24 protein-coding genes and 1 riboswitch are annotated in these 22,942 nt (G+C 65.1%); of the genes, 11 read left to right on the top strand and 13 right to left on the bottom strand.

Features of this window, described 5'->3' with window-relative positions; genetic code table 11:
• Positions 1-15 precede the first annotated feature (15 nt).
• The 3 genes from pth to HAP41_RS08800 form a co-directional block, all read right to left on the bottom strand.
• Positions 16-621: an aminoacyl-tRNA hydrolase gene (gene pth, locus HAP41_RS08810; RefSeq protein ID WP_085399290.1), complete on the bottom strand. Its 606-nt coding sequence runs from the start codon at positions 619-621 to the stop codon at positions 16-18.
• A 61-nt stretch (positions 622-682) separates the two neighbouring features.
• A complete protein-coding gene (locus HAP41_RS08805) occupies positions 683-1,390 on the bottom strand; it encodes a 50S ribosomal protein L25/general stress protein Ctc (RefSeq protein WP_166103502.1) in 708 nt (235 codons plus the stop codon).
• 198 nt (positions 1,391-1,588) lie between these two features.
• The gene (locus tag HAP41_RS08800; protein WP_166103506.1) at positions 1,589-1,849 is read right to left on the bottom strand and encodes an accessory factor UbiK family protein; all 261 of its coding nucleotides are present in this window, start codon (positions 1,847-1,849) and stop codon (positions 1,589-1,591) included.
• A 167-nt stretch (positions 1,850-2,016) separates the two neighbouring features.
• On the opposite strand from HAP41_RS08800, the gene HAP41_RS08795 reads away from it, so the two are divergent.
• The 9 genes from HAP41_RS08795 (at position 2,017) to HAP41_RS08755 (ending at position 10,658) form a co-directional block, all read left to right on the top strand.
• The gene (locus tag HAP41_RS08795; protein WP_166103509.1) at positions 2,017-2,748 is read left to right on the top strand and encodes a dienelactone hydrolase family protein; all 732 of its coding nucleotides are present in this window, start codon (positions 2,017-2,019) and stop codon (positions 2,746-2,748) included.
• Between the two features lie 14 nt (positions 2,749-2,762).
• The gene (lgt, locus tag HAP41_RS08790; RefSeq protein ID WP_166103514.1) at positions 2,763-3,608 is read left to right on the top strand and encodes a prolipoprotein diacylglyceryl transferase; all 846 of its coding nucleotides are present in this window, start codon (positions 2,763-2,765) and stop codon (positions 3,606-3,608) included.
• A 21-nt stretch (positions 3,609-3,629) separates the two neighbouring features.
• Positions 3,630-4,748, top strand: a complete 1,119-nt coding sequence (locus tag HAP41_RS08785; RefSeq protein WP_166103517.1) for a class I SAM-dependent methyltransferase — start codon at positions 3,630-3,632, stop codon at positions 4,746-4,748.
• Positions 4,745-5,512, top strand: coding sequence for a peptidoglycan editing factor PgeF (pgeF, locus tag HAP41_RS08780; RefSeq protein ID WP_166103520.1), 768 nt, complete (start codon positions 4,745-4,747; stop codon positions 5,510-5,512). The genes HAP41_RS08785 and pgeF overlap by 4 nt, the downstream gene beginning before the upstream one ends.
• Before the next feature lie 72 nt (positions 5,513-5,584).
• Entirely contained in the window at positions 5,585-6,517 is a 933-nt protein-coding gene (locus HAP41_RS08775; protein WP_166103524.1) for a MerR family transcriptional regulator, read from the top strand.
• Between the two features lie 117 nt (positions 6,518-6,634).
• Positions 6,635-7,234, top strand: coding sequence for a hypothetical protein (locus tag HAP41_RS08770; RefSeq protein ID WP_166103528.1), 600 nt, complete (start codon positions 6,635-6,637; stop codon positions 7,232-7,234).
• Between the two features lie 193 nt (positions 7,235-7,427).
• Positions 7,428-8,381, top strand: a complete 954-nt coding sequence (locus HAP41_RS08765) for a ribose-phosphate pyrophosphokinase (RefSeq protein WP_028151562.1) — start codon at positions 7,428-7,430, stop codon at positions 8,379-8,381.
• Positions 8,382-8,598: 217 nt separating this feature from the next.
• Complete coding sequence (locus HAP41_RS08760; protein WP_166103532.1) at positions 8,599-9,627, top strand: putative zinc-binding metallopeptidase; 1,029 nt, start codon at positions 8,599-8,601, stop codon at positions 9,625-9,627.
• Positions 9,624-10,658, top strand: a complete 1,035-nt coding sequence (locus HAP41_RS08755; protein ID WP_063985561.1) for a D-alanine--D-alanine ligase family protein — start codon at positions 9,624-9,626, stop codon at positions 10,656-10,658. Before HAP41_RS08760 ends, HAP41_RS08755 begins: the two co-directional genes overlap by 4 nt.
• 114 nt (positions 10,659-10,772) lie before the next feature.
• Here the strand turns inward: HAP41_RS08755 and HAP41_RS08750 are convergent, their stop codons facing one another.
• From HAP41_RS08750 to HAP41_RS08710, 9 genes are all read right to left on the bottom strand, one after another.
• On the bottom strand, positions 10,773-11,231 hold the full coding sequence (locus HAP41_RS08750; protein ID WP_166106123.1) for an SRPBCC family protein: 459 nt from the start codon (positions 11,229-11,231) through the stop codon (positions 10,773-10,775).
• 10 nt (positions 11,232-11,241) lie between these two features.
• A complete protein-coding gene (locus HAP41_RS08745; protein ID WP_166103535.1) occupies positions 11,242-12,081 on the bottom strand; it encodes an XdhC family protein in 840 nt (279 codons plus the stop codon).
• A gap of 11 nt (positions 12,082-12,092) precedes the next feature.
• On the bottom strand, positions 12,093-13,301 hold the full coding sequence (locus tag HAP41_RS08740; protein WP_166103539.1) for a vWA domain-containing protein: 1,209 nt from the start codon (positions 13,299-13,301) through the stop codon (positions 12,093-12,095).
• Positions 13,298-14,164, bottom strand: coding sequence for an AAA family ATPase (locus tag HAP41_RS08735; RefSeq protein WP_166103542.1), 867 nt, complete (start codon positions 14,162-14,164; stop codon positions 13,298-13,300). Before HAP41_RS08735 ends, HAP41_RS08740 begins: the two co-directional genes overlap by 4 nt.
• A gap of 2 nt (positions 14,165-14,166) precedes the next feature.
• Positions 14,167-16,587, bottom strand: coding sequence for an aerobic carbon-monoxide dehydrogenase large subunit (locus HAP41_RS08730; RefSeq protein WP_166103545.1), 2,421 nt, complete (start codon positions 16,585-16,587; stop codon positions 14,167-14,169).
• Positions 16,584-17,084, bottom strand: coding sequence for a (2Fe-2S)-binding protein (locus HAP41_RS08725; RefSeq protein ID WP_063985567.1), 501 nt, complete (start codon positions 17,082-17,084; stop codon positions 16,584-16,586). Before HAP41_RS08725 ends, HAP41_RS08730 begins: the two co-directional genes overlap by 4 nt.
• Before the next feature lie 12 nt (positions 17,085-17,096).
• A complete protein-coding gene (locus tag HAP41_RS08720) occupies positions 17,097-17,960 on the bottom strand; it encodes an FAD binding domain-containing protein (RefSeq protein WP_166106125.1) in 864 nt (287 codons plus the stop codon).
• Positions 17,961-18,320: 360 nt separating this feature from the next.
• Entirely contained in the window at positions 18,321-19,523 is a 1,203-nt protein-coding gene (locus HAP41_RS08715; protein WP_071909552.1) for an MHYT domain-containing protein, read from the bottom strand.
• 100 nt (positions 19,524-19,623) lie between these two features.
• Complete coding sequence (locus tag HAP41_RS08710; RefSeq protein WP_071909551.1) at positions 19,624-20,181, bottom strand: 6,7-dimethyl-8-ribityllumazine synthase; 558 nt, start codon at positions 20,179-20,181, stop codon at positions 19,624-19,626.
• A 74-nt stretch (positions 20,182-20,255) separates the two neighbouring features.
• A riboswitch (FMN riboswitch) is annotated at positions 20,256-20,431 on the bottom strand.
• 387 nt (positions 20,432-20,818) lie between these two features.
• Here HAP41_RS08710 and HAP41_RS08705 point away from each other — a divergent pair.
• Together HAP41_RS08705 and proC are read left to right on the top strand one after the other, a co-directional pair.
• Positions 20,819-21,319, top strand: coding sequence for a type III secretion system chaperone family protein (locus HAP41_RS08705; protein ID WP_028151553.1), 501 nt, complete (start codon positions 20,819-20,821; stop codon positions 21,317-21,319).
• Positions 21,320-21,510: 191 nt separating this feature from the next.
• Complete coding sequence (gene proC / locus HAP41_RS08700; RefSeq protein WP_224580910.1) at positions 21,511-22,347, top strand: pyrroline-5-carboxylate reductase; 837 nt, start codon at positions 21,511-21,513, stop codon at positions 22,345-22,347.
• Between the two features lie 121 nt (positions 22,348-22,468).
• On the opposite strand, the gene HAP41_RS08695 is transcribed toward proC, so the two are convergent.
• The gene (locus tag HAP41_RS08695) at positions 22,469-22,873 is read right to left on the bottom strand and encodes a thioesterase family protein (RefSeq protein WP_166103552.1); all 405 of its coding nucleotides are present in this window, start codon (positions 22,871-22,873) and stop codon (positions 22,469-22,471) included.
• Positions 22,874-22,942: the final 69 nt, after the last annotated feature.

The raw sequence follows: 22,942 nt of genomic DNA, 5'->3' as shown, positions 1-22,942 counted from the left end.
GAAAAAAACGGCGCCCTATTCCTTGCCGTTCTCGTCCTTGGTCAAAAAGCCCTTCGCCTGCATGGCGAGATGCACCCTGTTGGCGAAGGTCGCGTCCGTGCCTTTGGCAACCAGTGCCGCGTGCTCGGCCACCGCCTCGCACAACGTCGCCACCCAGTCGTTGTCGGCCTTGGCGAAGTCCGACAGCACGTGGCCATGCACCAGCTCCTTGACGCCGGGATGACCGATGCCGAGCCGGACCCGGCGATACTCGTTGCCGATGTGCGCGGAGATCGAGCGCAGGCCGTTGTGGCCGGCGATGCCGCCGCCGATCTTCACGCGCACCTTGCCCGGCGGCAGTTCGAGCTCGTCGTGGAACACGGTGACGTCGCCGGGCGCGATCTTGAAGAAGCTTGCCGCTTCCTGAACGCTGCGGCCCGAGTCATTCATGTAGGTCGTCGGCTTGAGCAGGATGATGCGCTCAGTGCCGAGCGCACCTTCCGAGGTCTCGCCCTGAAAGCGGCGGCGCCATGGCGCAAAGCCATGACGCCGCGCGATCTCGTCGACGGCCATGAAGCCGATATTGTGCCGGTTACGTGCGTATTTCGCGCCGGGATTGCCGAGCCCAACAAAGAGTCGCATGACGCGGCGCGCCCCTCGCTCGGCGCGCGATCAAGGACCGCGCGCCCAGCTCTTTGAGAGATTACTTCTTCTTGTCGCCGCCGGCGGGAGCCTTGGCAGCCGCAGCCGGAGCAGCAGCACCCGCAGCCGGAGCCGCAGCGCCAGCCGCCGGAGCAGCGCCCGGAGCTGCAGCCGCAGCCGCGGCCTTCTGCTCTTCGGCGTAGCCGGACGGCGGCACGATGGTGACGAGGGTCGCGTCCTCGCGGGTCAGCGCCTTCACGCCGGCCGGCAGCTTGACGTCCGACAGATGCAGGGAGTGACCGATTTCGAGTGAGCCGACATCAGCCTCGATGAATTGCGGGATGCTCTCGACGCCGCATTCGAGCTCGATCGAATGCGCGACGATGTTGACGGCGCCGCCGCGCTTCACGCCGGGCGAACCTTCCGCTTTCACCACATGCAACGGAACGCTGATGCGGATGGTGGCACCTTCGCCGAGACGCATGAAGTCGACATGGATCGGGAAATCCTTGACCGGATCAAGGTGATAGTCGCGCGGGATCACGCGGTGCTTCTTGCCCTCGAGGTCGATGTCGACCAGCGTGGTCAGGAACCGGCCGGCGAGGATGCGCTGGCGCAGTTCACGATCGTCAACCGAGATCGGGAGCGGGGGTTGCTTGTTGCCATAGATCACTCCGGGCACTTTCCCGGCGCGACGCTCTGCCCGGGCGGCCCCCTTGCCGCTCTTCGGACGTGCGGTCGCCTTCAATTCCTTGACGGTCGTCGCCATAGTCTAAGTCCTTGTTTTTGCAAAAGTTAATGGGCCGCAGCGCGGCCCATGGTGCAGTTCGCAGCAAGCCTCCAGGGGTGCGGGGGCCACGAACTTGGCGGGCTTTTACCCGGAAGATGCGGAAATGACAAGGAGAATGGCCCGCCCGGCGGGGTTCCCACCCTCCCCTGGAGGGGAGGGTAAGCGAGAGCGGCGGCCTTACGTCGGCGTTCCGCCGAGCTTGGCCTCCAGCGCCAAGATGCGCACCTTCAGGGCCTCGTTCTCCTCGCGGGCGAGGCGGGCCATGTCCTTGACCGCCTCGAATTCCTCGCGCTTGACCAGGTCCATGTCGCGCAGGAATTTCTCGGCCTGGGTGCGCATCACGGTGTCGAACTCGCGCTTGACGCCCTGGGCGGCACCGGCGGCGTCGTTCATCAGGCGGCCGATCTCGTCGAAAAACCGGTTGTTGGTCTGGGTCATGTCGGTCTCCTGGCGGCCTCAGATAAACTTTGCGCGAACGCGCGAAAAGACAATGGCAATCCGGGCGAAACGGTTCAAGGGCCGATCGGCGGTATCCTTGTCATGCCCCGGTTTCCTTGCAATCGTATTCAACGTCCCTGCATAACAAGAATCAGAAGGCGCACGAGATGATCGATCAGCAGATCGCGATTCCCACCAAGGACGGCCACACCGCAACCTTCATCACCCATCCCGAACGCGGCGGGCCGTTTCCGGTCATCCTGTTCTACATGGATGCGCCGGCGATCCGCGAAGAGCTGCGCGACATGGCGCGCCGGCTCGCCACCTCGGGCTATTACGTGATGCTGCCGAACCTCTATTACCGCTCCGGCGTGATGGAGCTCGGCGCGCTGCCGGCCGATCCGAACGCGCCTGAGCGCAAGCGCATGTTCCAGCTCATGGCCTCGCTCAACATTCCCATGATCATGGAGGACACCAGGGCCCTGCTCACCTATGCCGAGGGCCAGACGGCTGCCAATACGAAAATCGTCGGCACCGTCGGCTATTGCATGAGCGGCCGTTACGCCGTCAACGCGGCCACGCACTTTGCCGACCGCGTCAAGGCCGCCGCCTCGATCTACGGAACGCATCTGGCGACCGACGAAGACAACAGCCCGCATCTCGCCGCCGGCAGGACCAAGGCCGAGCTCTATTTCGCCTGCGCCGAGACCGACATCTACGCGCCCGCCGAGGTCATCGAGAAGGTCAAGCAGGGCATGAGCGGAGCCAAGGCCGAGGTCGAGATCTATCCCGGCACGCATCACGGCTTCGCCTTCCTCAAGCGTCCGGTCTACGACCGCGACGCTGCCGAGCGGCATTGGGAGCGTCTGCTGGCGCTCTATCGCCGCAATCTCGTTTAAGTCTAGAAAGCCTGATGCCCTTTCTGCTCATCGACTTTCCCGCCTTCAAGCCGATCGCGATCGAGATCGGTCCGTTCGCGATCCGCTGGTATGCGCTGGCCTATATCAGCGGCATCGTGTTCGGCTGGCTCTATGCGCGCTCGCTGCTGAAGAAAGAGCGCCTGTGGAGCGGCCCCGCGCCGATGTCGCTGGTGCAGATCGACGACTTCATCCTGTGGGTCACGCTCGGCATCATCCTCGGCGGCCGCACCGGCTACGTGCTGTTCTACAATCTGCCCTTCTTCATCGAACACCCCGCCGCGATCTTCAAATTGTGGGAGGGCGGCATGTCCTTCCATGGCGGCTTCCTCGGCTGCGTCGTCGCGGTGATGTGGTTTGCCTATCGCAACCGCATCTCGATCCTGTCGCTGGGCGACATCACCACGGCGGTCGCCCCGGTCGGGCTGCTGCTCGGACGCATCACCAATTTCATCAATGGCGAATTGTGGGGCCGCGCCACCGACCCCAGCCTGCCATGGGCGATGATCTTCCCCAACGATCCGACGCAGCTGCCGCGCCATCCGAGCCAGCTCTATGAGGCCGGCATGGAGGGCATCCTGCTGTTCACCGTGCTCGCGATCATGATCCGTTTCGGCGCCCTGAAGCGGCCCGGCATGATCCTCGGCGCCTTCATCCTGATCTATGGCCTGACCCGCATCGCCGGCGAGCATTTTCGCGAGCCGGACGTCCAGCTCGGCTTCCTCTGGGGCGGATTAACCATGGGCATGCTGTTGTCGATCCCGATGCTTATTGTAGGCCTCATACTTATTGTATTGGCTATCAGGCGCGGCGCGCCGAAGCCCGCCGGGGCCATCAGTTAATTCCTTTCGAGAAGACAGACCGTGACCGAACAGCCGCTACTCAACGAGATCAGGGCGCTGATCAAATCCTCAGGGCCCATGCCGGTCTGGCGGTACATGGAACTGTGCCTGATGCATCCGCGCTATGGCTATTACGTCTCGCGCGATCCGCTCGGGCGCGAAGGCGACTTCACCACAGCGCCCGAGGTCAGCCAGATGTTCGGCGAGCTCCTGGGGCTGTGGACCGCCTCGGTGTGGAAGCAGATGGGCTCGCCGCAATTCCTGCGGCTGATCGAGCTCGGCCCCGGCCGCGGCACCATGATGGCGGATGCCCTGCGCGCGCTGCGCGTGCTGCCGCCGCTCTACCAGGCGCTTCACGTCCACATGGTCGAGGTCAATCCCGTGCTGCGCGAGCGGCAGAGTGCGACGCTGGCAGGCGTGCGCAACATCGCCTGGCACGACAGCATCGACGACGTGCCGGAAGGCCCGAGCATCATCCTCGCCAACGAATATTTCGACGTGCTGCCGATCCGCCAGATGGTGAAGCGCGAGAACGGCTGGCACGAGCGCGTGATCGAGATCGATCCCAACGGCAAGCTTCAATTCGGCGCGGCCGCCGACCCGACGCCGCGCTTCGACGTGCTGCTGCCGCCTCTGGTGCGCGCCGCTCCCGTTGGCGCCGTGTTCGAATGGCGACCCGACGGCGAGATCATGAAGCTCGCCACGCGCGTGCGCGACCAGGACGGCGCGGCGCTGATCATCGACTACGGCCATCTGCGCAGCGATGCCGGCGACACCTTCCAGGCGATCGCGCGCCACACCTTCACCGATCCCCTGAAGGCGCCGGGCCAGGCCGACGTCACCGCCCATGTCGACTTCCAGGCCCTGGCGCGCGCGGCCGAGGATGTCGGCGCCCGTGTGCACGGCCCGGTGACGCAGGGTGATTTCCTCAAGCGCGTCGGCATCGATACCCGCGCGGCCGCCCTGATGCAGAAGGCGACGCCTGAAGTCGCCACCGACATTTCGGTGGCGCTCAAGCGCCTGACCGATACCGGGCGCAGCGGCATGGGCTCGATGTTCAAGGTGCTCGGCATCTCCGAGCCGCGGCTGACCGGCATCGCCGGCCTCAGCGATCTCGAACAGGCCGGAGGCGCCTCATGACGCTTGCTTCGTCGCTGCTGTCGGCCGTGCCCGGCCTGCGCCACGCCTTCTTCACCCGCGAGGGCGGTGTCTCGGGCGGGATTTATTCGGCGCTCAATGGCGGGCTCGGCTCCAACGACGATCCGGCGCATGTCGCGGAGAACCGCCGCCGCATGGCCGAGCATGTCGGCGTCGCCCCGGAGCGCTTCATCAGCCTGCACCAGATCCATTCGCCCGATGTCCTCGTTGCCGAAGCGCCGTGGCCGAGCGGACCGCGGCCGAAGGGCGATGCACTCGTCACCAAAACGCCCGGCATCGCGCTCGGCGTCTCCACCGCCGATTGCGGGCCGGTGCTGTTCGTCGACCCCAACGCGCGCGTGATCGGCGGTGCCCATGCCGGCTGGAAGGGCGCGCTGACCGGCGTGCTGGAACAGACGATCTCGGCGATGGAGAAGCTCGGCGCCACGCGCAGCGGCATCATCGCCGCGATCGGCCCCTTGATCCGTCAGGACAGCTACGAGGTCGGCAACGAGTTCGTGGCGCGCTTCATCGAGGCGGACGCGGACAACGCCATGTTCTTCATCCCGTCGGTGCGCGCCGGACACGCGATGTTCGACCTCGCCGGGTTCATCCGGAAGCGGCTCGAAGCCGCCGGCATCCTGATGATCGACGATCTTGGTCTGGACACCTATGCCGACGACCGCTTCTTCAGCTATCGCCGCTCGGTGCATCGCAAGGAGCCGGATTACGGCCGCCACATCCACGCGATCGCGCTCGAGGGGTAAGCTGGCCGTCGCTTCGTTCTTGCTTCAAAACGGCCTTGACTCTCCACCTGCTGGAAACCGCAGAAACGCGGAATGAAGCAACGCACCTACAGCATCGGCGAAGCGGCACGGCTCTGCGGCATCTCGGTCCGCAAGCTTCGCTTCTATTCGGACGAGGGATTGTTGCCGCCGGCAGACCGAACTGCGAGCGGCTACCGCGTCTTCACGGATAGCGAACTCGTCCGACTGGAGCTCATCCGCTGTCTCCGTGATGCCGGCCTTGGCCTGGATGCGATCCGGGAGGTCCTCTGCCAGGAGCTGTCGCTTGCCGAGGCTCTGAAGCTGCGGCTCGAAGCGCTGGAGGCGGAGATCGCCGCTCAGCGCCGCGTCGCCGCCGCGCTGCGGGCTGCGTTGCGTTCACCGCAACTCACCGAAGCCGACCTGAGGAGATTTTGGAGCATGACGCAACTGTCCCGCGTGGAACGACGCAACGTGGTTGAACGCTTTTTTGAAAGAGTGTCCGACGGCATCAACATCGATCAGGAATGGGTCCGCCAGATGGTGGAAGCGACCGTCCCGGAACTGCCCGACGCGCCAACGCCTGAGCAATGCGACGCATGGATCGAGCTTGCAACGCTCCTGAGCGATCCCTCCTTCATCGCCAATATGCGAGCCAACGCCGGTGATGTCTGGGATCGCGAGGCCATCGATATGAAGGCCTGTCAGGAAGCCAGCGACGCCATAGTGCTCAGGGCGAAGCAAGCCATCGAACAGGGGCTTGAACCGTCATCCGCGCAAGCCAATGAGCTGGCGCGGGATTGGCTGGAGATCTCGGCTCGCCTGATGAACCAGAAGCCCGACGCCGGCTTCCGTAACTGGATGCGCACGAAATATGTCCGGCACGATGCTCGCGCGAACCGCTATTGGGAACTGGCGGCCATCATGAGAGGGCAGTCCCCGGACGCCAGCCCAAACCGGGAATGGGTGTGGATCCAGGCTGCGATGCGACATCATCTGGCAGCCTGAGCGAGCATGTCGCGGCCGGGCCGCCCACCGGCCCCGGCCGCGATGCGCTCCAGAGGGCCGATGTAGCATTCCCGCCCTAGACGTTAATGCGTTTTAACGATATCGCTGCCCTCCATAATGAGGGACGCGTCATTCATCCTGGGCCGCGCGGGTTCGCGTGTGCTGGCGGTCATGCTGCTGGCAGCGGCGGTCGCGCTTGGCGGCGGTGCCGCCAACTCCTATGCGATGGCGCCGAGCGCCGGCTCAGGGGCGACCGTGGCCTTCGAATCGATCGACGGGCCGCCCCCGCAGGTGTTCGACCGCATGGTCGGCGTTCTCGACAGCGAATCCAAGCTGCGCAGCCTGTCCGTCGTCTCCCGCGAGGGAACGGCTGCCTATCGCGTGCGCAGTTACCTCTCCGCCCAAATCGTGCGCGGCAAGACCGTGATCGCCTGGGTCTGGGACGTCTACGACGCCAACCAGCAGCGGGCATTGCGCCTCTCCGGCGAGGAACTGACCGCCGCCAAGGGCGGCCGCGATCCCTGGGGCGCCGCCGACGACCTGGTGCTGCGGAAGATCGCCCAGGCCGGATTCAGCGGACTTTCCAACATGATCAACGGAACCCCGGACGCGCCGGGCACTGTTCCCGGCTTGCGGGGCCCGGCGGTGGCCAGCGTGATCCCGGAGGCTCCGGCGGCCGAGATGCCGGCCTCGGCGCTGGGCTATGCCGAGCGATAACCCCCGCGAAACCACGGCCCCAAGTTGCGGCCAAACCGTTGGCCCGACTCAGGATTTCGGAGGGAAAACGTAGCATGCCGGGTTGCCATTGCAGGCCCCGGCCTGATATTTCCTCGCCCGTCGTAACCGTGCTTCCAGTGGGTATTCTCTGATGTTGAACGTCGTATCCAGCAAAGCGCGGGAGGAAGCGTCCATGTCGGCCAAGAACGGCTCCATCAAGCTTGTCGCCGGCAACTCAAACCCGGCTCTCGCGCAGGCGATCGCGCAAGGCCTCGACCTGCCGCTGACCAAGGCGGTGGTACGGCGCTTCGCCGACATGGAGATCTTCGTCGAGATCCAGGAGAACGTCCGCGGCTCGGATGCCTTCGTCATCCAGTCGACCTCGTTCCCCGCCAACGACCATCTGATGGAACTGCTGATCATCACCGATGCGCTGCGCCGCTCCTCGGCACGCCGCATCACCGCGGTGCTGCCCTATTTCGGCTACGCCCGGCAGGACCGCAAATCGGGTTCGCGCACGCCGATCTCGGCCAAGCTCGTCGCCAACCTGATCACGCAGGCCGGCGTCGACCGCGTCATGACGCTCGACCTGCATGCCGGCCAGATCCAGGGCTTCTTCGATATCCCGACCGACAACCTCTACGCGGCGCCGCTGATGGTGCGCGACATCAAGGACAAGTTCGACCTCTCGAAGACGATGGTGATCTCGCCTGACGTCGGCGGCGTGGCGCGCGCACGTGGCCTTGCCAAGCGCATCAACACCCCGCTCGCGATCGTCGACAAGCGCCGCGAGAGGGCGGGCGAATCCGAGGTCATGAACGTGATCGGCGACGTCGCCGGCTACACCTGCATCCTGATCGACGACATCGTGGACTCCGGCGGCACGCTGGTGAACGCGGCCGACGCGCTGATCGCCAAGGGGGCCAAGGACGTCTACGCGTACATCACCCACGGCGTGCTCTCCGGCGGCGCGGCCGCCCGCATCGCGGGCTCGAAGCTGAAGGAGCTCGTGATCACCGACTCGATCCTGCCGACGGAGGCGGTGACCAAGGCTCCGAACATCCGCACGCTTCCGATCGCCAGCCTGATCTCGGACGCCATCGCGCGCACCGCGGCGGAAGAGTCGGTGTCGAGCCTGTTCGACTAGGTTAAGTTTCGCGATGCCATAGGGTGGGCTAAGGCGCGACGCGCCACGCCCACCTTTTTCTTTGGCACGCGGACGGTGGGCACGCTGCGCTTTGCCCACCCTACGATCTCGTGCACTGACGCCCCACAGCCCCCCTCGCAAACCCCACGGGTTGTTGCCGGCTGCGGCCCATGACATCATCCGGATACCGAGTCATCTCTGCCCCCCTGGATTCCTGATGCCGCGCCGGAAATTTGCCTGGGAGAAGCTGTCGGATGACGAGTTGCTCAAGCAGCGCCTCTCCAGCCTGAGGGTTACGGTCAAAGGCACCTGGCTCGAGGACTGCGTCAGCACGCTCCATGAGGAGCTCGAAGAGCGGGGCATCCGGCTGCGACCGCACACATGGATCTCGAGCGAATGGTTCAGTCCGGGCGATGTACCGGGCATCGCCATCCCCTTCTATCTCGCCCATCCCCGTCTGATGAAGCTCGAGAAGAAGATGATGTTCGACGTCGAGGGCGGAACCTGGCGCGAGTGCATGGGTATCCTCCGTCACGAGGCCGGCCATGCCGTGCAGCACGGCTATCAGCTGCAGCGCCACCGGCGCTGGCAGCAGCTGTTCGGCCCGTCGTCGAAACACTATCCGCGCTACTACCGGCCCAATCCTGCCAGCAGGCGCTACGTCCAGCATCTCCGGCTGTGGTACGCGCAAAGCCATCCGGATGAAGACTTCGCCGAGACCTTCGCGGTGTGGCTGCGCCCACGCTCGAACTGGCGGACGCGATATGCCGGATGGCCGGCGCTGAAGAAGCTCGAATATGTCGACGAGCTGATGCACGAGATTGCGGGAAAGCGGCCGCTGATCACGACGCGGGAGCGTGTCGATACGCTGGGCCGGCTCAGCCAGACGCTCGAAGACCACTACAAGAAGAAGCAGGCGTTCTACGCCTTCACAGCGCCGAAGACCTACGACCGCGACCTCTCCCGGCTGTTTTCAGCCGATCCACGGCATCACCGCTCAAAGCCGGCTTCGGCCCTGATCAGGCGTCACCGCGCGCAGATCAGGCAGCTGGTCGCGCGGTGGACGGGCGAGAACCAGCTCACACTCGATGCCGTGCTCGATGATATGATCTCCCGCTGCCGTGAGCTCGATCTGCGCGCCGTCGGCCCCGAACAGAAGCTCGTTCTCGATTTCACCGTCCTCGTGACCGCCAAGACGATGCACGCGCTGTTTGGCCCGTCTCGGCGCAAATGGATCGCGCTATGAGACGCTCACGCATTCTGGTGCTGATGCATCCAGACTTCATGCCTCCGGACTCCTCCGACGGATACACGCCGCAGGAAATCAACAACTGGAAGACGGAATACGACGTGGTGAGCACCTTGCGTGCGGCCGGCCACGAGGTTCGCGCCCTCGGTGCGCAGGACGAGATCAAGCCGATCCGCGAGGCGATCGAGGAATTCAAGCCCCACGTGGTCTTCACGTTGCTGGAGGAATTCCACAACAACGTCGCCTACGACCAGCACATCGCCAGCTATCTCGAGCTGATGAAGGTCCCTTATACCGGGTGCAATCCGCGCGGCCTGATCCTGGCGCGCGGCAAGGATCTGTCCAAGACGCTGGTGCATCACCGCCGGATCGCGGCGCCGGCCTTCGCCGTCTTCCCGATGCGCCGCAAGGTGAAGCGCCCGACGCGCCTTGCGCTGCCGCTGATCGTCAAGAGCCTGAACATGGACGGGTCCTTCGGCATCTCGCAGGCCTCGATCGTCGATACCGACGAGAAGCTCGTGGAGCGCGTCGCCTTCATCCACGAGCGGGTCGAATCCGCCGCCATCGCCGAGCAGTTCATCGAGGGGCGAGAGCTTTATGTCGGCGTGCTCGGGAACAACCGCCTGCGCGTCCTGCCGGTGTGGGAACTGAAATTCGGCAGCATGGGCGGGCGCAGATCACGGCACATCGCCACGGAGAAAGCCAAGCACGACACCGACTATCAGGAGAAGCTCGGCATCGTCGACGGGCCGGCCAAGGACCTCGCGCCGGAAGTCACCGCCCGCATCCAGCGCGCCGCGAAACGCATCTACCGGGCACTCGGCCTCGACGGCTACGCACGCATCGATTTTCGTCTCGCCGCCGACGGCACGCCGTATTTCATCGAAGCCAATCCCAACCCCGAGATCGCCAAGAGCCAGGAGTTCGCCACGGCGGCCCAACATGCCGGGCTCAAATATCCGGATCTCCTGCAGCGCATCCTGACGCTGGGGATCAGCCGGGCCAAGGCGGGGGTGTCGCTGGGGTGATGGCGGCTTGCGCGACTATCGTAGAGTGGGCAAAGGCGCAAAGCGCCGTGCCCACCGTCTTTGTTTGCGATAGAGAATGGTGGGCACGCTTACGCTTTGCCCACCCTACGAGACCTATTGCGCCTCGGCCTTCGCGCTCACCACGTCGGCAAATGACTTGAAGAACTCCCCCGCCAGCTTCGTCGCGGTCGAATTGATCAGCCGTGCTCCCAACTGCGCGAGCTTGCCACCGATCTGCGCATCGACTTCGTAATGCAACACCGTCACGTCGGCGCTCTCGGATTCCAGCCGCACCACCGCGCCACCCTTGGCGAAGCCGGCGACGCCGCCGGAGCCCTCTCCTGAGATACGGTAACTGTTGGGCGGATCGAAATCGGACAGCGTCACCTTGCCGCTGAACGTCGCCTTCACCGGGCCGACCTTGAAGACCACCGTCGCGGTCATCTCGTTCGGCGCGGTCACCTCGAGCGACTGGCAGCCCGGGATGCACTGCTTCAGCACAGCGGGATCGTTCAGCGCCGCCCACACCTGCTCGCGTGAGGCGGGAATTCGCTGGCTGTCGTTCATCTGCATGATCGGTGTCTCACTCTCTGCTTGCTGTTTGATTGGCCGCGCGCTGGCCACGCCGGCGTTCCCTTGTGATCTCCGCGAGGATCGACATTGCGATCTCCTCCGGCGTGATCGCGCCGAGATCGAGGCCGGCCGGCGCCTTGAAATCATCGATCGCGGCGGCATTAGTGCCTTCCGCGAGAAGCTTGGCGCGCAACGAAGCCATCTTGCGGCGGCTGCCGACGAAGGCGTGGTAGTCGGCTCTGGTCGCGACCGCGGCACGCAAGGCGGCTTCATCACCCTTGCCTTGCGTCGAGACGACGACGAATCGCTTCGCGTCGTTGAGCTCGCCGAGGTGATAACCATCGATGACCGCATCGGCATCCGGCTGCGCCGTGCGATCGGCAGCGGGCGCGGCGAGCGTGACGTGATAGCCGAGCACGCGCGCCTGCGCCGCAAGCGACAGCGCCACCGGGCTCGCACCGAGAATGACGAGCGAGGGATGCGGCAGCACCGGCTCGACGAAGATGTCCATCGTGCCCTTGCTCGGGCACATGTTGCTGGCGAAGCGAATGCCGTCGCGGCTCTCGCCCGCGCTGACGCCGAGCTCGGCCAGCAGGTTCTCCGGCTGCACCGAGACCATCCGCGGCTCGCCATCGGCGAGCGCCTCGCGCGCCGCCTTCAGCACCGCGCCCTTGGCGCAGCCCCCGCCGATCCAACCCGCGACGATGGTGCCGTCGGCGGCGATGATCGCCTTGGCGCCAGCCTTCGCCGCGGTCACCGACACCGTGCGCACCACCGTCGCGAGCACGAAGGCACGCTCGGCGGCCTTCATCTGAGCGACTACATCAAGCACTTCGACATGAGCGGTCATCGGAAGCCTCCTCAAAGCTTCGCCAGATAGGGTTCGAGCGCTCGCAGGCTTTGCAGCGAATTCGCGGGCGCATAGAGATCGACATGCGGCAACGCAGCTCTTATGCCCCGCGCTTCGGGCGTGTAGCCCTCCCACGCCATCATCGGGTTGAGCCAGACAATGCGGCGACAGCGCCGGTGCAGCGCCGCCATCTCGCGGCCAAGCAATGCGGCATCGCCGGTCTCGTAGCCGTCGGACACGATCATCACGCAGCTGCGGGAATGGATCACGCGCGCGGCGTGCCAGCGATTGAAGGTTTGCAGGCTCTCGCCGATCCTGGTGCCGCCACCCGCGCCTTGCGCCATGATCGAGAGCCGGTCGAGCGCGCGGCCGGCGTCCTTCTCCTTCATCGCGTCGGAGACGTAGGCGAGGCGCGTGTGGAACAGGAACGCCTCGGCCTCGCGGAACTGGTCGAGCACACCGTGGATGAAGCGCAGGAACACGGCGGTATACATGCTCATCGAGCCGGAGGCATCGAGCAGCACGACGAGCCGCAACGGCTTGTCCTTGCGCTGGCGTTTCACCAGGCTGATCGGCACGCCGCCATGGCTGATGTTCCGATGGATGGTGCGGCGGAGATCAAGCCGGTAGCCGCGCCGGCGCGCGAGGTCGCGACGGGTGAGCCGCGTGCGCATCGCCTTGGCGAGCGCTGCTGCGGCCTCATGGGCCTGCGCGACCTGGTCTGGATCGCTCAGCTTTCGGAAATCGACCTCGGCAAAATTGTCGGCGCGTGAAGCACCTTCCATGCGGCCCTCGCCGGAGCGGCCTTCCGGCGCGTCGTCGGAGGACGGAAGCTGGTCGACGGCGGACTGGTTACTGCCCTGCTCTGCCGCGGCATCCCGCAAGCTCTTCAGCGAGGGATTGCTGGCGCCCGGTGTTGATCCAATCGTGCGGGAGCGCGAGCGCACGCGCTTGCCCAACCAGAACGCGTCGAACAGTCCGTCGAACTTATCCCAGTCGGATTTGCGTGCCGAGAACAGGTGCTTGAACGCCGCGCGCAGCAGGTTCGGCCGGGCCGCATAGCCCGCGGTCATCAGCGTCGCCGCATCCTGTCCCTCGGCGAGCCCAACGCGAAAGTCGGCATCGCGCAGCGTGCGCAGGAAGGCGGCAAGCCTCGCGGACACGAGCCGGGAGACCTCATTGAGGTCGTCATATCCCGGGCTGGAGCCACAGCAGCTCATGCGACCTTCCCCAGCAGGCGCTGCGTCACCTCTGGCGTGACACGGGCGCGGTCTTCGTGAGTCTTCAACAGGCAGACGAGCGTCTCATGCACAATCTCGGGTGCGTCGTGAAGATTGGTTACGTCGAGGCCGACGAGAGCTGCCGCCCAATCCAGCGTCTCCGCCACGCCCGGGACTTTTCGCAGCTCCTCCTTGCGCACACCCTCGACCATGCGCGCGATCTGGAGCGACAGCGACGGGCTGGCGCCCATGACGCGCGCCAGGATGATGCGGGTCTCGCGGTCGACGTCGGGATAGTCGACATAATGATAGAGGCAGCGCCGGCGCAGCGCGTCGGAGAGCTCGCGCGTGCCGTTCGAGGTCAGCACAACATGCGGGATGGTGATTGCGGGAATGGTGCCGAGCTCGGGGATCGAGACCTGGAAGTCGGACAGCAGCTCCAGCAGGAAGGCCTCGAACTCGTCGTCGGCACGGTCGATTTCGTCGATCAGCAGCACCGGCGCCTGTACGCGGCGGATCGCGGCAAGCAGCGGACGCTCCAGCAGGTACTTTTCCGAGAAGACCTGATCCTCGATGCTGTCGGTGCCGCGATGCGCCTGGATCGCCAGCAGCTGGCGCTGGTAGTTCCACTCGTAGAGTGCGGAGGACTGATCGAGCCCTTCATAGCATTGCAGCCGGATCAGCTCGGTCGCGTGCACTTTGGCGAGCGCCTTCGCCACTTCCGTCTTGCCGACGCCCGCCTCGCCTTCGAGCAGCAGCGGACGCCGCAGCAATTGCATCAGCGAGATCGCGGTCGCAAGGTCCGCATCGGCGATATACCCCGATGCGGCCAGCGCTTGCGCGATCTCATCACGGCCCTTCATCGCTACGCCACCGCGCCCAGATCCTTCGCCGCCTTCCAGTTGCGCCAGAAATCATGCGGCATCTGGATGTGCGTGCTGCCCAGGAACGAGAACGCGTCGTTGACGGCGTTGGAGAAGGCCGGCACGCCGCCGACATTCGGGCTTTCGCCGACGCCCTTGGCGCCGATCGGGTGATGCGGCGACGGGGTGACAGTGAAGTCGGTCTCCCAATGCGGCGTCTCCACCGCGGTCGGCATGAAGAAGTCCATGAACGAGCCGGTGACGACGTTGCCGACCTCGTCGTAGCGGATCTCCTGGCCCATCGCGATGGCGAAAGCTTCGGTGAGGCCACCATGCACCTGGCCCTCGATGATCATCGGGTTGATGCGGGTGCCGCAATCGTCCAGCGCGTAGAAGCGCCGGACCTTGTACACGCCGGTATCGACATCGATGTCCATCACGCAGAGATAGGCACCGAATGGATAGGTCATGTTGGGCGGATCGTAATAGCTCACCGCCTCCAGCCCCGGCTCCATGCCTGGCGGCACCGAATTGTAGGCCGCCCAGCAGATGTCCTTCATCGACATGAACTTCTCCGGCAGGCCCTTCACCCGGAAGCCGTCGATGTCGAATTCGAGGTCGTCTTCATGGACCTCGAGCTTGTAGGCTGCGATCATCTGCGCCTTGGCCTTGATCTTTCGCGCAGCCATGGCGATCGCGGCACCCGCAACCGGCGTCGAGCGCGAACCATAGGTGCCGAGCCCGTAGGGCGCGGTGTCGGTGTTGCCCTCCTCCACCATGATGTTGTCGGCGGGAATGCCGATCTCGGTGGCGATGATCTGGGCCCAGGTGGTCTCGTGACCCTGGCCCTGGCTCTTGGTACCCATGCGCGCGATGCCGGCACCGGTCGGGTGCATGCGGATCTCGCAGGAGTCGAACATCGCGATGCCGAGGATGTCGCAGTTCTTCGACGGGCCAGCACCGACGATCTCGGTGAAGAAGGAGATGCCGAGCCCCATGATCTCGCGGGTCTCCCCCCGCGCGAACGCGGCACGCTTCTCCGCCTGCTCTTTCCGGAGCGCAGCGTAGCCGGTCGTCTCCATCATCTTGCGCATGGCGGTGTGATAATCGCCGGAATCGTATTCCCAGCCGAGCGCCGAGTGATAGGGGAACTGCTCCGGCTTGATGAAATTCCTCAGCCGGAGTTCAGCAGGGTCCATGTTGAGCTTCTGCGCCAGAATATCCATGGCGCGCTCGATGCAGTAGGCGGCCTCCGTGACGCGGAACGAGCAACGGTAGGCGACGCCGCCCGGCGCCTTGTTGGTGTAGACGCCGTCGACAGCCAGATGTGCGGTCGGGAAGTCATAGGAGCCGGTGACGATGTTGAAGAAGCCGGCCGGCCATTTCGACGGGTCGGCGCAGGCATCGAACGCGCCGTGATCGGCGAGCACGTGCACACGCAGGCCCGTCACCTTGCCGTCCTTGGTCGCGGCGATCTCGGTGGTCATGTGATAGTCGCGCGCGAACGAGGTCGCGGTGAGGTTCTCGATGCGGTCCTCGACCCATTTCACCGGCTTGCCGGTGACGATGGAGGCCACCGCCGCACAGATATAACCGGGATAGGCGCCGACCTTGTTGCCGAAACCGCCGCCGATGTCGGGCGCGATGACGTGGATCTTGTGCTCCGGAATTTTTGCGATCAGCGCCACCACGGTGCGGATCACGTGCGGGGCCTGGAAGGTGCCGTAGATCGTCAGCTCGCCCTTGATCTTGTCGAAAGAGCAGACGCACTGGCAGGTTTCGAGCGGCGACGGATGGGTGCGGTGATAGGAGATCATCTCCTTGATCTTGACCTCGGCCTTGTTGAAGGCCGCGTCGGTCAATTCCTTGTCGCCGACGGTCCACTCGAAGATGTGGTTGTCGTGCTTGCGCGGACCATGCGCGCCGGACATCTTGCCGACGAGATCCTCGCGCAGCACCGGCGCGTTCGCGTCCATCGCCTTGAAGGGATCGACCAGCGGCGGCAGCGGCTCGTATTCGACGATGACCGCGTTGATGCCGTCATCGGCCGCATAGCGGTCGGTGGCGACAACGAAGGCGACCTCCTGATTCTGAAACAGCACCTTGCCGTCGGCCAGAACCATCTGCACGTCGCCGGCCAAGGTCGGCATCCAGGCGAGGTTCACGGTCTTCAGCGTCTCAGCGGTGATGACCGCGAGCACGCCGGGCACCTTTAGCGCCGCGCTGTCGTCGATCTTCTTGACGCGCGCATGCGGATGCGGCGAGCGGACGAAGTCGCCGTGCAGCATGCCGGGCAGCTTGACGTCGTCCACGTAATTGCCCTTGCCCTGGGTGAAGCGGATATCCTCGACGCGCTTGCGCTTGCAGCCCATGCCTTCGAGTGCGGCGGTGCGTTGTTCCCGCGTGGGAGTGAGGTCGTTCATTCTGCGGCCTCCTGGAATTCCACGCCGTTGATCTTTGCGGCGGCGTATTGAATGGCTTTGACGATGTTCTGGTAGCCGGTGCAGCGGCAGATGTTGCCGGAGATGCCCATGCGGATTTCCGGCTCGCTCGGCGAGGGATTTTCCTTCAGCAGCCGATGCGCGCGGACAATCATGCCGGGCGTGCAGAAGCCGCATTGCAGACCGTGCATCATTCGGAAACCTTCCTGGAGCGCCGAGAGCGTGCCGTCGGCATTGGCCATGCCTTCGATCGTGGTGATGTCACTGCCATCAGCCTGCACCGCAAACATGGTGCAGGACTTCACCGACATGCCGTCGATATCGACGGTGCAGGCGCCGCAATGCGTCGTCTCGCAGCCGATATGGGTGCCGGTCATCTGCAGATTCTCGCGGATGAAATGCACCAGCAGCGTGCGCGGCTCGACGAGGCCTTCGACCTCGGCGCCGTTCACCTTCATGGTGACGTGTGTTTTGGCCATCGATCCCTCCCTTTATTTCGCGACGGCAGCGGCGCGCTGCAGCGCCCGCGTCACCATGATGCCGCCGACATGTTTTCTGTATTCGACCGGACCGCGCGCATCCGCGGCTGGCGCCATGATCGCTTCGGCGGCAGCGGCCGCTTTCTTCAGCGTGGCGACGTCGAGGCTGGTACCGATCACGGCCTTGGCGGCGTCAGCGGCGAGCAGCGGCGTCTCGTGGACGTTGGTGAGCCCGATCGCGCAGGTCGCGACCTTGCCGCTCGCCATGGTGAGAACCACGGCGGCGGCGGCGGTGGCGTAGTCTCCGACCTTGCGCTTGAGTTTTTCGTAGGCGTAGCCGTGGCCGGCCGCGGGCACGGGAACCAAGACGGAGGTCAGGATCTCGCCGGGCTCGAGCGCGGTGAAATAGGCGCCCTGATAGAAGTCGGCCGCCGCGACGTCGCGGGAGCCACCCGGGCCTTCGAGGCGATAGGTTGCCCCCAAGGTCATCATCAGCGCCGGCATGTCATTGCCGGGATCGCCATTGGCGACATTGCCGCCGATCGTGCCGCGGTAGCGCACCTGCGGGTCGGCGATCAGCAGTGCCGCTTCATGCAGGATCGGCATCGACTTGGCGACGTCGTCCGAGGCCAGCAACTCGTGCTGGGTGGTCATCGCACCGATGACCAGATTGTTGCCGTCGCGGCTGATGCCCTTGAGCGCGGCGATGCCGTGCAGGTCGATCAGATGGGCGGGGGTGGCGAGCCGAAGCTTCATCATCGGCACCAGACTGTGCCCGCCGGCCAGTGGCCGGGCATCCTCGCCAAGGTCTGACAAGAGCTTGACGGCATCGGCGACACTCGCCGGCCGGTGATAGCTGAATGAGCCTGGGATCATCATCTCCTCCTCGTCGTCCTTTGCGCGTGACGGCGCGGACATGGGGGGAGGCTCACTCCGAGAGGGGCGCGCCGCAATCATTCGGGCACGGAACAGCGGATTTCGCACGAGTTGCGGCGGGGAACGCACGAATTGCGTCAGGGGTAGCGACGTATGGCGGCGGCCACTTACCCTCCCCTGGAGGGGGAGGGTCGACCGCGCGAAGCGCGGGCGGGGTGGGGTGATCTCTCCACTCGGGCAGTATTCATCGCGGAGGGACCGTCACCCCACCCCGCTCCGCATTACGCTCCGCTCCATGCGAAGCGACCCTCCCACTCCAGGGGAGGGTAAGAAAGAACGCGCCTCCCGTGCGGCCCGACTCTACGCGTGCCGCCGGTTCGCTAGCCCCAACCTTGCCTTCACCTCGGCTATCTTGGCACGGCTGACCGGGACCCGATGCGGCGACGGACCGTCGAGCTCGAGCACGGCGCCATCCCCCTCTTTGCGGACCAATGCGACATGGGGGATGGCAACGATATGGCTGCGGTGCACCCGGAGGAACAGCGAGGGATCGAGCTGCGCCTCGGCCTCCGAGATCGACCAGGGGCACATTCGCTCGCGGGTGCCGTCGTGAACACGGGTGTAGTGCGCATCGGCCCGGACGCTGCGGACATTGGCTGTCTCGATGAAGTGCGTGCCGTCGGCGCTCTCGACCGGCAATCGGGGAACCGGCGCGCGGGGCGGCTGGCCGAGACCGCCGAGGGGTGCCACCGGGCGCGGAGCTGCAGCCGGCGCAGCGATCAGTTCGATGGCGGCCACCGCGACCGGCGAAGCAACCGGTTCGGCGGCAACAGAGGTCGAAGTCTGACGCCGCTGGTCGGGAACCAGCGACAGCAGGAAGCCGGCTGCGATGACGAAGCACAGCACCGCAACGATGATCGACAAGATTTGTTGCGACGCGGCAAGACCGCCGCCGGCGTGGTGATGCGCCGCACCGGTCAGCGGCTCGAAATGCATACCCAGCATCGCCGTGTAATGCATGCCGGAGACGGCGACGCCAAAAACAATCGAGCTGACGATCAGCCGGACGCCCTCCTGCTGCGCCAGGAAGGCGCGCAGGCCGCCATAGGCCGTGACGATTGCGACCACGACCGAGAGCAGCACCATGGTCCGGTCGTGGACGATACTGAAATGACCGGCGAGGCCGTGGATGCCGACATAATGCATGCTGGCGATGCCGACGCCGAGCAAAACGGCCGACGAGGCCACTCGCTTCAGGGATGGCTCGCCGATCGAGACAAAGAACAAGGAGATGCCGACCACCAGCGCGCAGATCAGGAACGAGATGATGGTGGGAAGAACGAGATAGACCGTGTCCGGCGGCAGCGGCGCGGCCAGCATGCCGACGAAATGCATGGTCCAGATGCCGACGGCCAGAAACGCGGCCGCACCCGCGAGCAGAACGCGGTTGCTGACGCCGGGCGTGTTGCGGATGCGAGCAGCAAGCGCAAAGCCGGTATAGCCACCCAGACTCGCGACCGCCACAGAGAGCGCGACGAGATAGGGATCGTGTCCTTCGAACATGATCTTGTCGGCCGTCCGTCTCCACGGCACGGCCTCCTCCCGTCGCCGACTTTATAGGGACGGCGACGGGATTGACAATCAGCGGCGTGTGAGCGGACGGCTACACAATGCCCGCCGCGACCTGACCGCGCAGGCGCTCCAGGCCGAGCAATGTCTCGGCACAGGCTGCGGCGACCTCGACGCCCTTGATCGCAAAATGCCTGCGGAAGAAATCGTAGTGCACCTCGGTCTCGTGGAATTGCTGCGGCGTCAGCACCGCCGAGAACACCGGCACCTCGGTGCGCAGCTGCACGTCCATCAGCGCCTTGATCACGGTGTCGGCGACGAACTCGTGTCGGTAGATGCCGCCGTCGACGACGAGGCCCGCCGCGACGATCGCGGTGTAGCGCCGCGTCTTGGCGAGGATCTGCGCATGCAGCGGGATCTCGAACGAGCCCGGCACCTCGAACACGTCGACATGATTGAGGTGACGCGCGGCTGCCTCCTTCACGAAGGCGATGCGGGCCTCCTCGACCACGTCGCGGTGCCAGCAGGCCTGCACGAAGGCCACCCGCTGCGGTTTCGCAAAGCGCGGATGCTCGGGTGCCGGATCCTGCGGAACCGGCGGTTGGGTGACTTCGGAAGTTTCGGTTTGGGGGTCTTGCAACATCTGATTCATGGCTTTCCTTCAAAGGACCAGAATCAGGGCACACGGAACGACAAGCAGCCGCACCTTGCGATGCGTCTGCCACCGACCGTTCTCTTTCATCCGGACTCTAACCGTCGGCTTCGGAGTTGCACCGAATCTGCTGACCCTTCCCTTCGGCAAAATTCCTTTTCAGGAAGATCCTTGGGGGAAGGCGCTCGCGGGCTTGGGCCTTGCGACCCTTACCGCCGGTGGGGACTTTCACCCCGCCCTGAGAACATCGGCCGCCCGGGATGAACGGCCTGACCGGAAATATGACGCCGCCCGGCGGCCGCAGCAAGCGCGTTCCGCATGAAAAACCGCATGGTCCCATGCCGCCATGACGGGTGTGGCCTCGCCCGGCGGAATTAACGATTGGCGCGCCATCGGCGAATCCGATTCCGATTTGTTCTCATTCGTTAAGAATTGTGGCGGAGATGAGCTGTGGACGAACGAGTCCTGGCTTGTGGACGGACTCGGCAGCCAGTTGCGCAGATTCCGCAAATCACATCACTTGATCCGCGACAGGCTCGCGCTGATCCGAGGGGATCGCGACAGCGACGTTGAGGGAGCGCGCCGGGCCGACCGAGTGCGTATCAAAGACAACAAAAAGGCAAGAGGTCGAGACGGAATGTCCCTGCTCGAAGGCACTATCGATTCCAGAAATCACCCGCTCGCGGTGGTCGAGGACATCGCTGCCAGCAACAACTGGCCGTTCGAACGCTCCGGCGAAGACGAGCTCACGATTGTCTCCAAGGGACAATGGACCGACTATCAGATCTCCTTCACCTGGATGGGTGAGATCGAGGCGCTGCATCTGGCTTGCGCCTTCGACATGAAGATTCCGGTTGCACGGCGGGGCGAAGTGCAACGGCTGGTCGCTGCGGTCAACGAGCAATTGTGGGTCGGCCATTTCGACCTGTGGACCAACACCGGCATGATCATGCACCGTCAGGCCCTGGTGCTGCCGGGCGGGCTCACCGCCTCGACCGCGCAATGCGAAGCCATGCTCGCCGGCGCCATCCACGCTTGCGAGCGCTACTTTCCGGCGTTCCAGTTCGTGGTGTGGGCCGGCAAGACCACCGCGCAGGCGATGGACGCGGCGATGTTCGACACGGTGGGAGAGGCGTAAGGCCTCTCTCCAAGATGGTGAGGGGCGCGCGCGCCCTCCTCAGCATCGTGCCGGACAGGCGGAGCGCAGATCCGGACCCATACCGCGTGATTTCTCCGTATCGCGCGATGCTTGTTGCTCCGCACTCCATCCACTAGAACCGCCTGTGGTTATGGGTCCCGGCCTTCGCCGGGACGACACCTTTGTTTGTGGTGACCACAGTGGCAGACAGCAGCACTCTCAAGAACATCACCGGCACCATCCTCCTCGCCGGCGCCGGCAAGATGGGCGGCGCGATGCTGACCGGATGGCTTTCGGGCGGGCTCGATCCGCGCCGCGTCGCGGTGATCGATCCGCACATCTCACCTGAGATCACCGCGCTTGCCGCCAACGGCGTTGCGCTCAATCCCGATGTCAGGGCCGTCGGCACGGTCGAGACTCTGGTCGTCGCGGTGAAGCCGCAGATGTTCCGCGAGGCCGGCGCCAAACTGAAGCAATTCGTCTCGGACAAGACCTCGGTGGTCTCGATCATGGCGGGAACCACGATCGCATCGCTCGAAGAGGTCTGCGGTGGCGCCGTGGTGCGCGCGATGCCGAACACGCCGGCCGCGATCGGTCGCGGCATCACGGTCGCCGTCGCGGCGAAGAACGTCAGCACCACGCAGCGCGCGGTAGCCGATGCGCTGCTGCGCGCCACCGGCTCGGTCGAATGGGTCGAGGATGAAGGCCTGATGGATGCGGTCACCGCGGTGTCCGGCTCAGGCCCGGCCTATGTGTTCCTGCTCGCCGAAGAGCTCGCGCGCGCCGGCGTCGAGGCCGGACTGCCCGAGGCGCTGGCGACGAAGCTTGCACGCGAAACCGTCGCCGGCTCTGGTGAACTTCTGCACCAGTCGGAGCTTCCGTCCAGCACGCTACGCCAGAACGTCACCTCGCCCGGCGGCACCACCGCCGCGGCCCTCGGCGTGCTGATGGGCGAGCCGGGCCTGCGCGATCTGATGATCCGCGCAATCGCGGCCGCGACGAAGCGGTCGAAGGAGCTGGCGAAGTAAGCAGGTGTCGTAGGGTGGGTTAGCCCTGCGGACTGCGCGAAGCGCAGACCGCTTGGCGTAACCCACCTCTTCTATTTCCGCGGCGGCAGAAGTGGTGGGTTACGCCTTCGGCTAACCCACCCTACAGTTTCGAGCCTGCGGCTAGCCGCTTGTTGAACGTCTCGACATTCACGAGCCCGCGCGCATGGCGGCCCTCGCCGAGCCTGCACGTGCCCTCGAACGCTTCGACCTCGAAGCGGATGACGCGGCGCTCGACCGCGACCACCTTCGCGGTGGTCCGCACGGTCGCACCGACGAGAGCGGCTGCGAGGTGGCGGATGTCGACTTCGGTGCCGACGGTGACCCAGCCCGGCTGAAGCGCGGCGCGGATCGCATCGCCCGACGTCATCTCCATCTCCAGGATCATCATCGGCGTCGCATAGACCATGGGCATGCCGGGCACGAAATGCCCGACCGTCCGCTCAGCCGGCACCACCAGCGTGCGCTCGGCGCTCATGCCGACCTTGATGAAGTCGCGTGCGTCCATGGGGGCCTCAAACTCCGCTGTCGTCCCGGACAAGCGCAGCGAAGCGGAGCGCTGGTCCGGGACCCATAA

The organism is Bradyrhizobium barranii subsp. apii (assembly GCF_011516635.5).
Lineage (GTDB): Bacteria > Pseudomonadota > Alphaproteobacteria > Rhizobiales > Xanthobacteraceae > Bradyrhizobium > Bradyrhizobium barranii.
This window is presented reverse-complemented; position numbering and strand designations above follow the sequence as displayed.

Coding starts and splice junctions, on each gene's coding strand:
- pth (WP_085399290.1), bottom strand. CDS start 621: ATGCGACTCTTTGTTGGGCTCGGCAATCCCGGCGCGAAATACGCACGT.
- HAP41_RS08805 (WP_166103502.1), bottom strand. CDS start 1,390: ATGGCGACGACCGTCAAGGAATTGAAGGCGACCGCACGTCCGAAGAGC.
- HAP41_RS08800 (WP_166103506.1), bottom strand. CDS start 1,849: ATGACCCAGACCAACAACCGGTTTTTCGACGAGATCGGCCGCCTGATG.
- HAP41_RS08795 (WP_166103509.1), top strand. CDS start 2,017: ATGATCGATCAGCAGATCGCGATTCCCACCAAGGACGGCCACACCGCA.
- lgt (WP_166103514.1), top strand. CDS start 2,763: ATGCCCTTTCTGCTCATCGACTTTCCCGCCTTCAAGCCGATCGCGATC.
- pgeF (WP_166103520.1), top strand. CDS start 4,745: ATGACGCTTGCTTCGTCGCTGCTGTCGGCCGTGCCCGGCCTGCGCCAC.
- HAP41_RS08775 (WP_166103524.1), top strand. CDS start 5,585: ATGAAGCAACGCACCTACAGCATCGGCGAAGCGGCACGGCTCTGCGGC.
- HAP41_RS08770 (WP_166103528.1), top strand. CDS start 6,635: ATGAGGGACGCGTCATTCATCCTGGGCCGCGCGGGTTCGCGTGTGCTG.
- HAP41_RS08765 (WP_028151562.1), top strand. CDS start 7,428: ATGTCGGCCAAGAACGGCTCCATCAAGCTTGTCGCCGGCAACTCAAAC.
- HAP41_RS08760 (WP_166103532.1), top strand. CDS start 8,599: ATGCCGCGCCGGAAATTTGCCTGGGAGAAGCTGTCGGATGACGAGTTG.
- HAP41_RS08755 (WP_063985561.1), top strand. CDS start 9,624: ATGAGACGCTCACGCATTCTGGTGCTGATGCATCCAGACTTCATGCCT.
- HAP41_RS08750 (WP_166106123.1), bottom strand. CDS start 11,231: ATGCAGATGAACGACAGCCAGCGAATTCCCGCCTCACGCGAGCAGGTG.
- HAP41_RS08745 (WP_166103535.1), bottom strand. CDS start 12,081: ATGACCGCTCATGTCGAAGTGCTTGATGTAGTCGCTCAGATGAAGGCC.
- HAP41_RS08740 (WP_166103539.1), bottom strand. CDS start 13,301: ATGAGCTGCTGTGGCTCCAGCCCGGGATATGACGACCTCAATGAGGTC.
- HAP41_RS08735 (WP_166103542.1), bottom strand. CDS start 14,164: ATGAAGGGCCGTGATGAGATCGCGCAAGCGCTGGCCGCATCGGGGTAT.
- HAP41_RS08730 (WP_166103545.1), bottom strand. CDS start 16,587: ATGAACGACCTCACTCCCACGCGGGAACAACGCACCGCCGCACTCGAA.
- HAP41_RS08725 (WP_063985567.1), bottom strand. CDS start 17,084: ATGGCCAAAACACACGTCACCATGAAGGTGAACGGCGCCGAGGTCGAA.
- HAP41_RS08720 (WP_166106125.1), bottom strand. CDS start 17,960: ATGATCCCAGGCTCATTCAGCTATCACCGGCCGGCGAGTGTCGCCGAT.
- HAP41_RS08715 (WP_071909552.1), bottom strand. CDS start 19,523: ATGTTCGAAGGACACGATCCCTATCTCGTCGCGCTCTCTGTGGCGGTC.
- HAP41_RS08710 (WP_071909551.1), bottom strand. CDS start 20,181: ATGAATCAGATGTTGCAAGACCCCCAAACCGAAACTTCCGAAGTCACC.
- HAP41_RS08705 (WP_028151553.1), top strand. CDS start 20,819: ATGTCCCTGCTCGAAGGCACTATCGATTCCAGAAATCACCCGCTCGCG.
- HAP41_RS08695 (WP_166103552.1), bottom strand. CDS start 22,873: ATGGACGCACGCGACTTCATCAAGGTCGGCATGAGCGCCGAGCGCACG.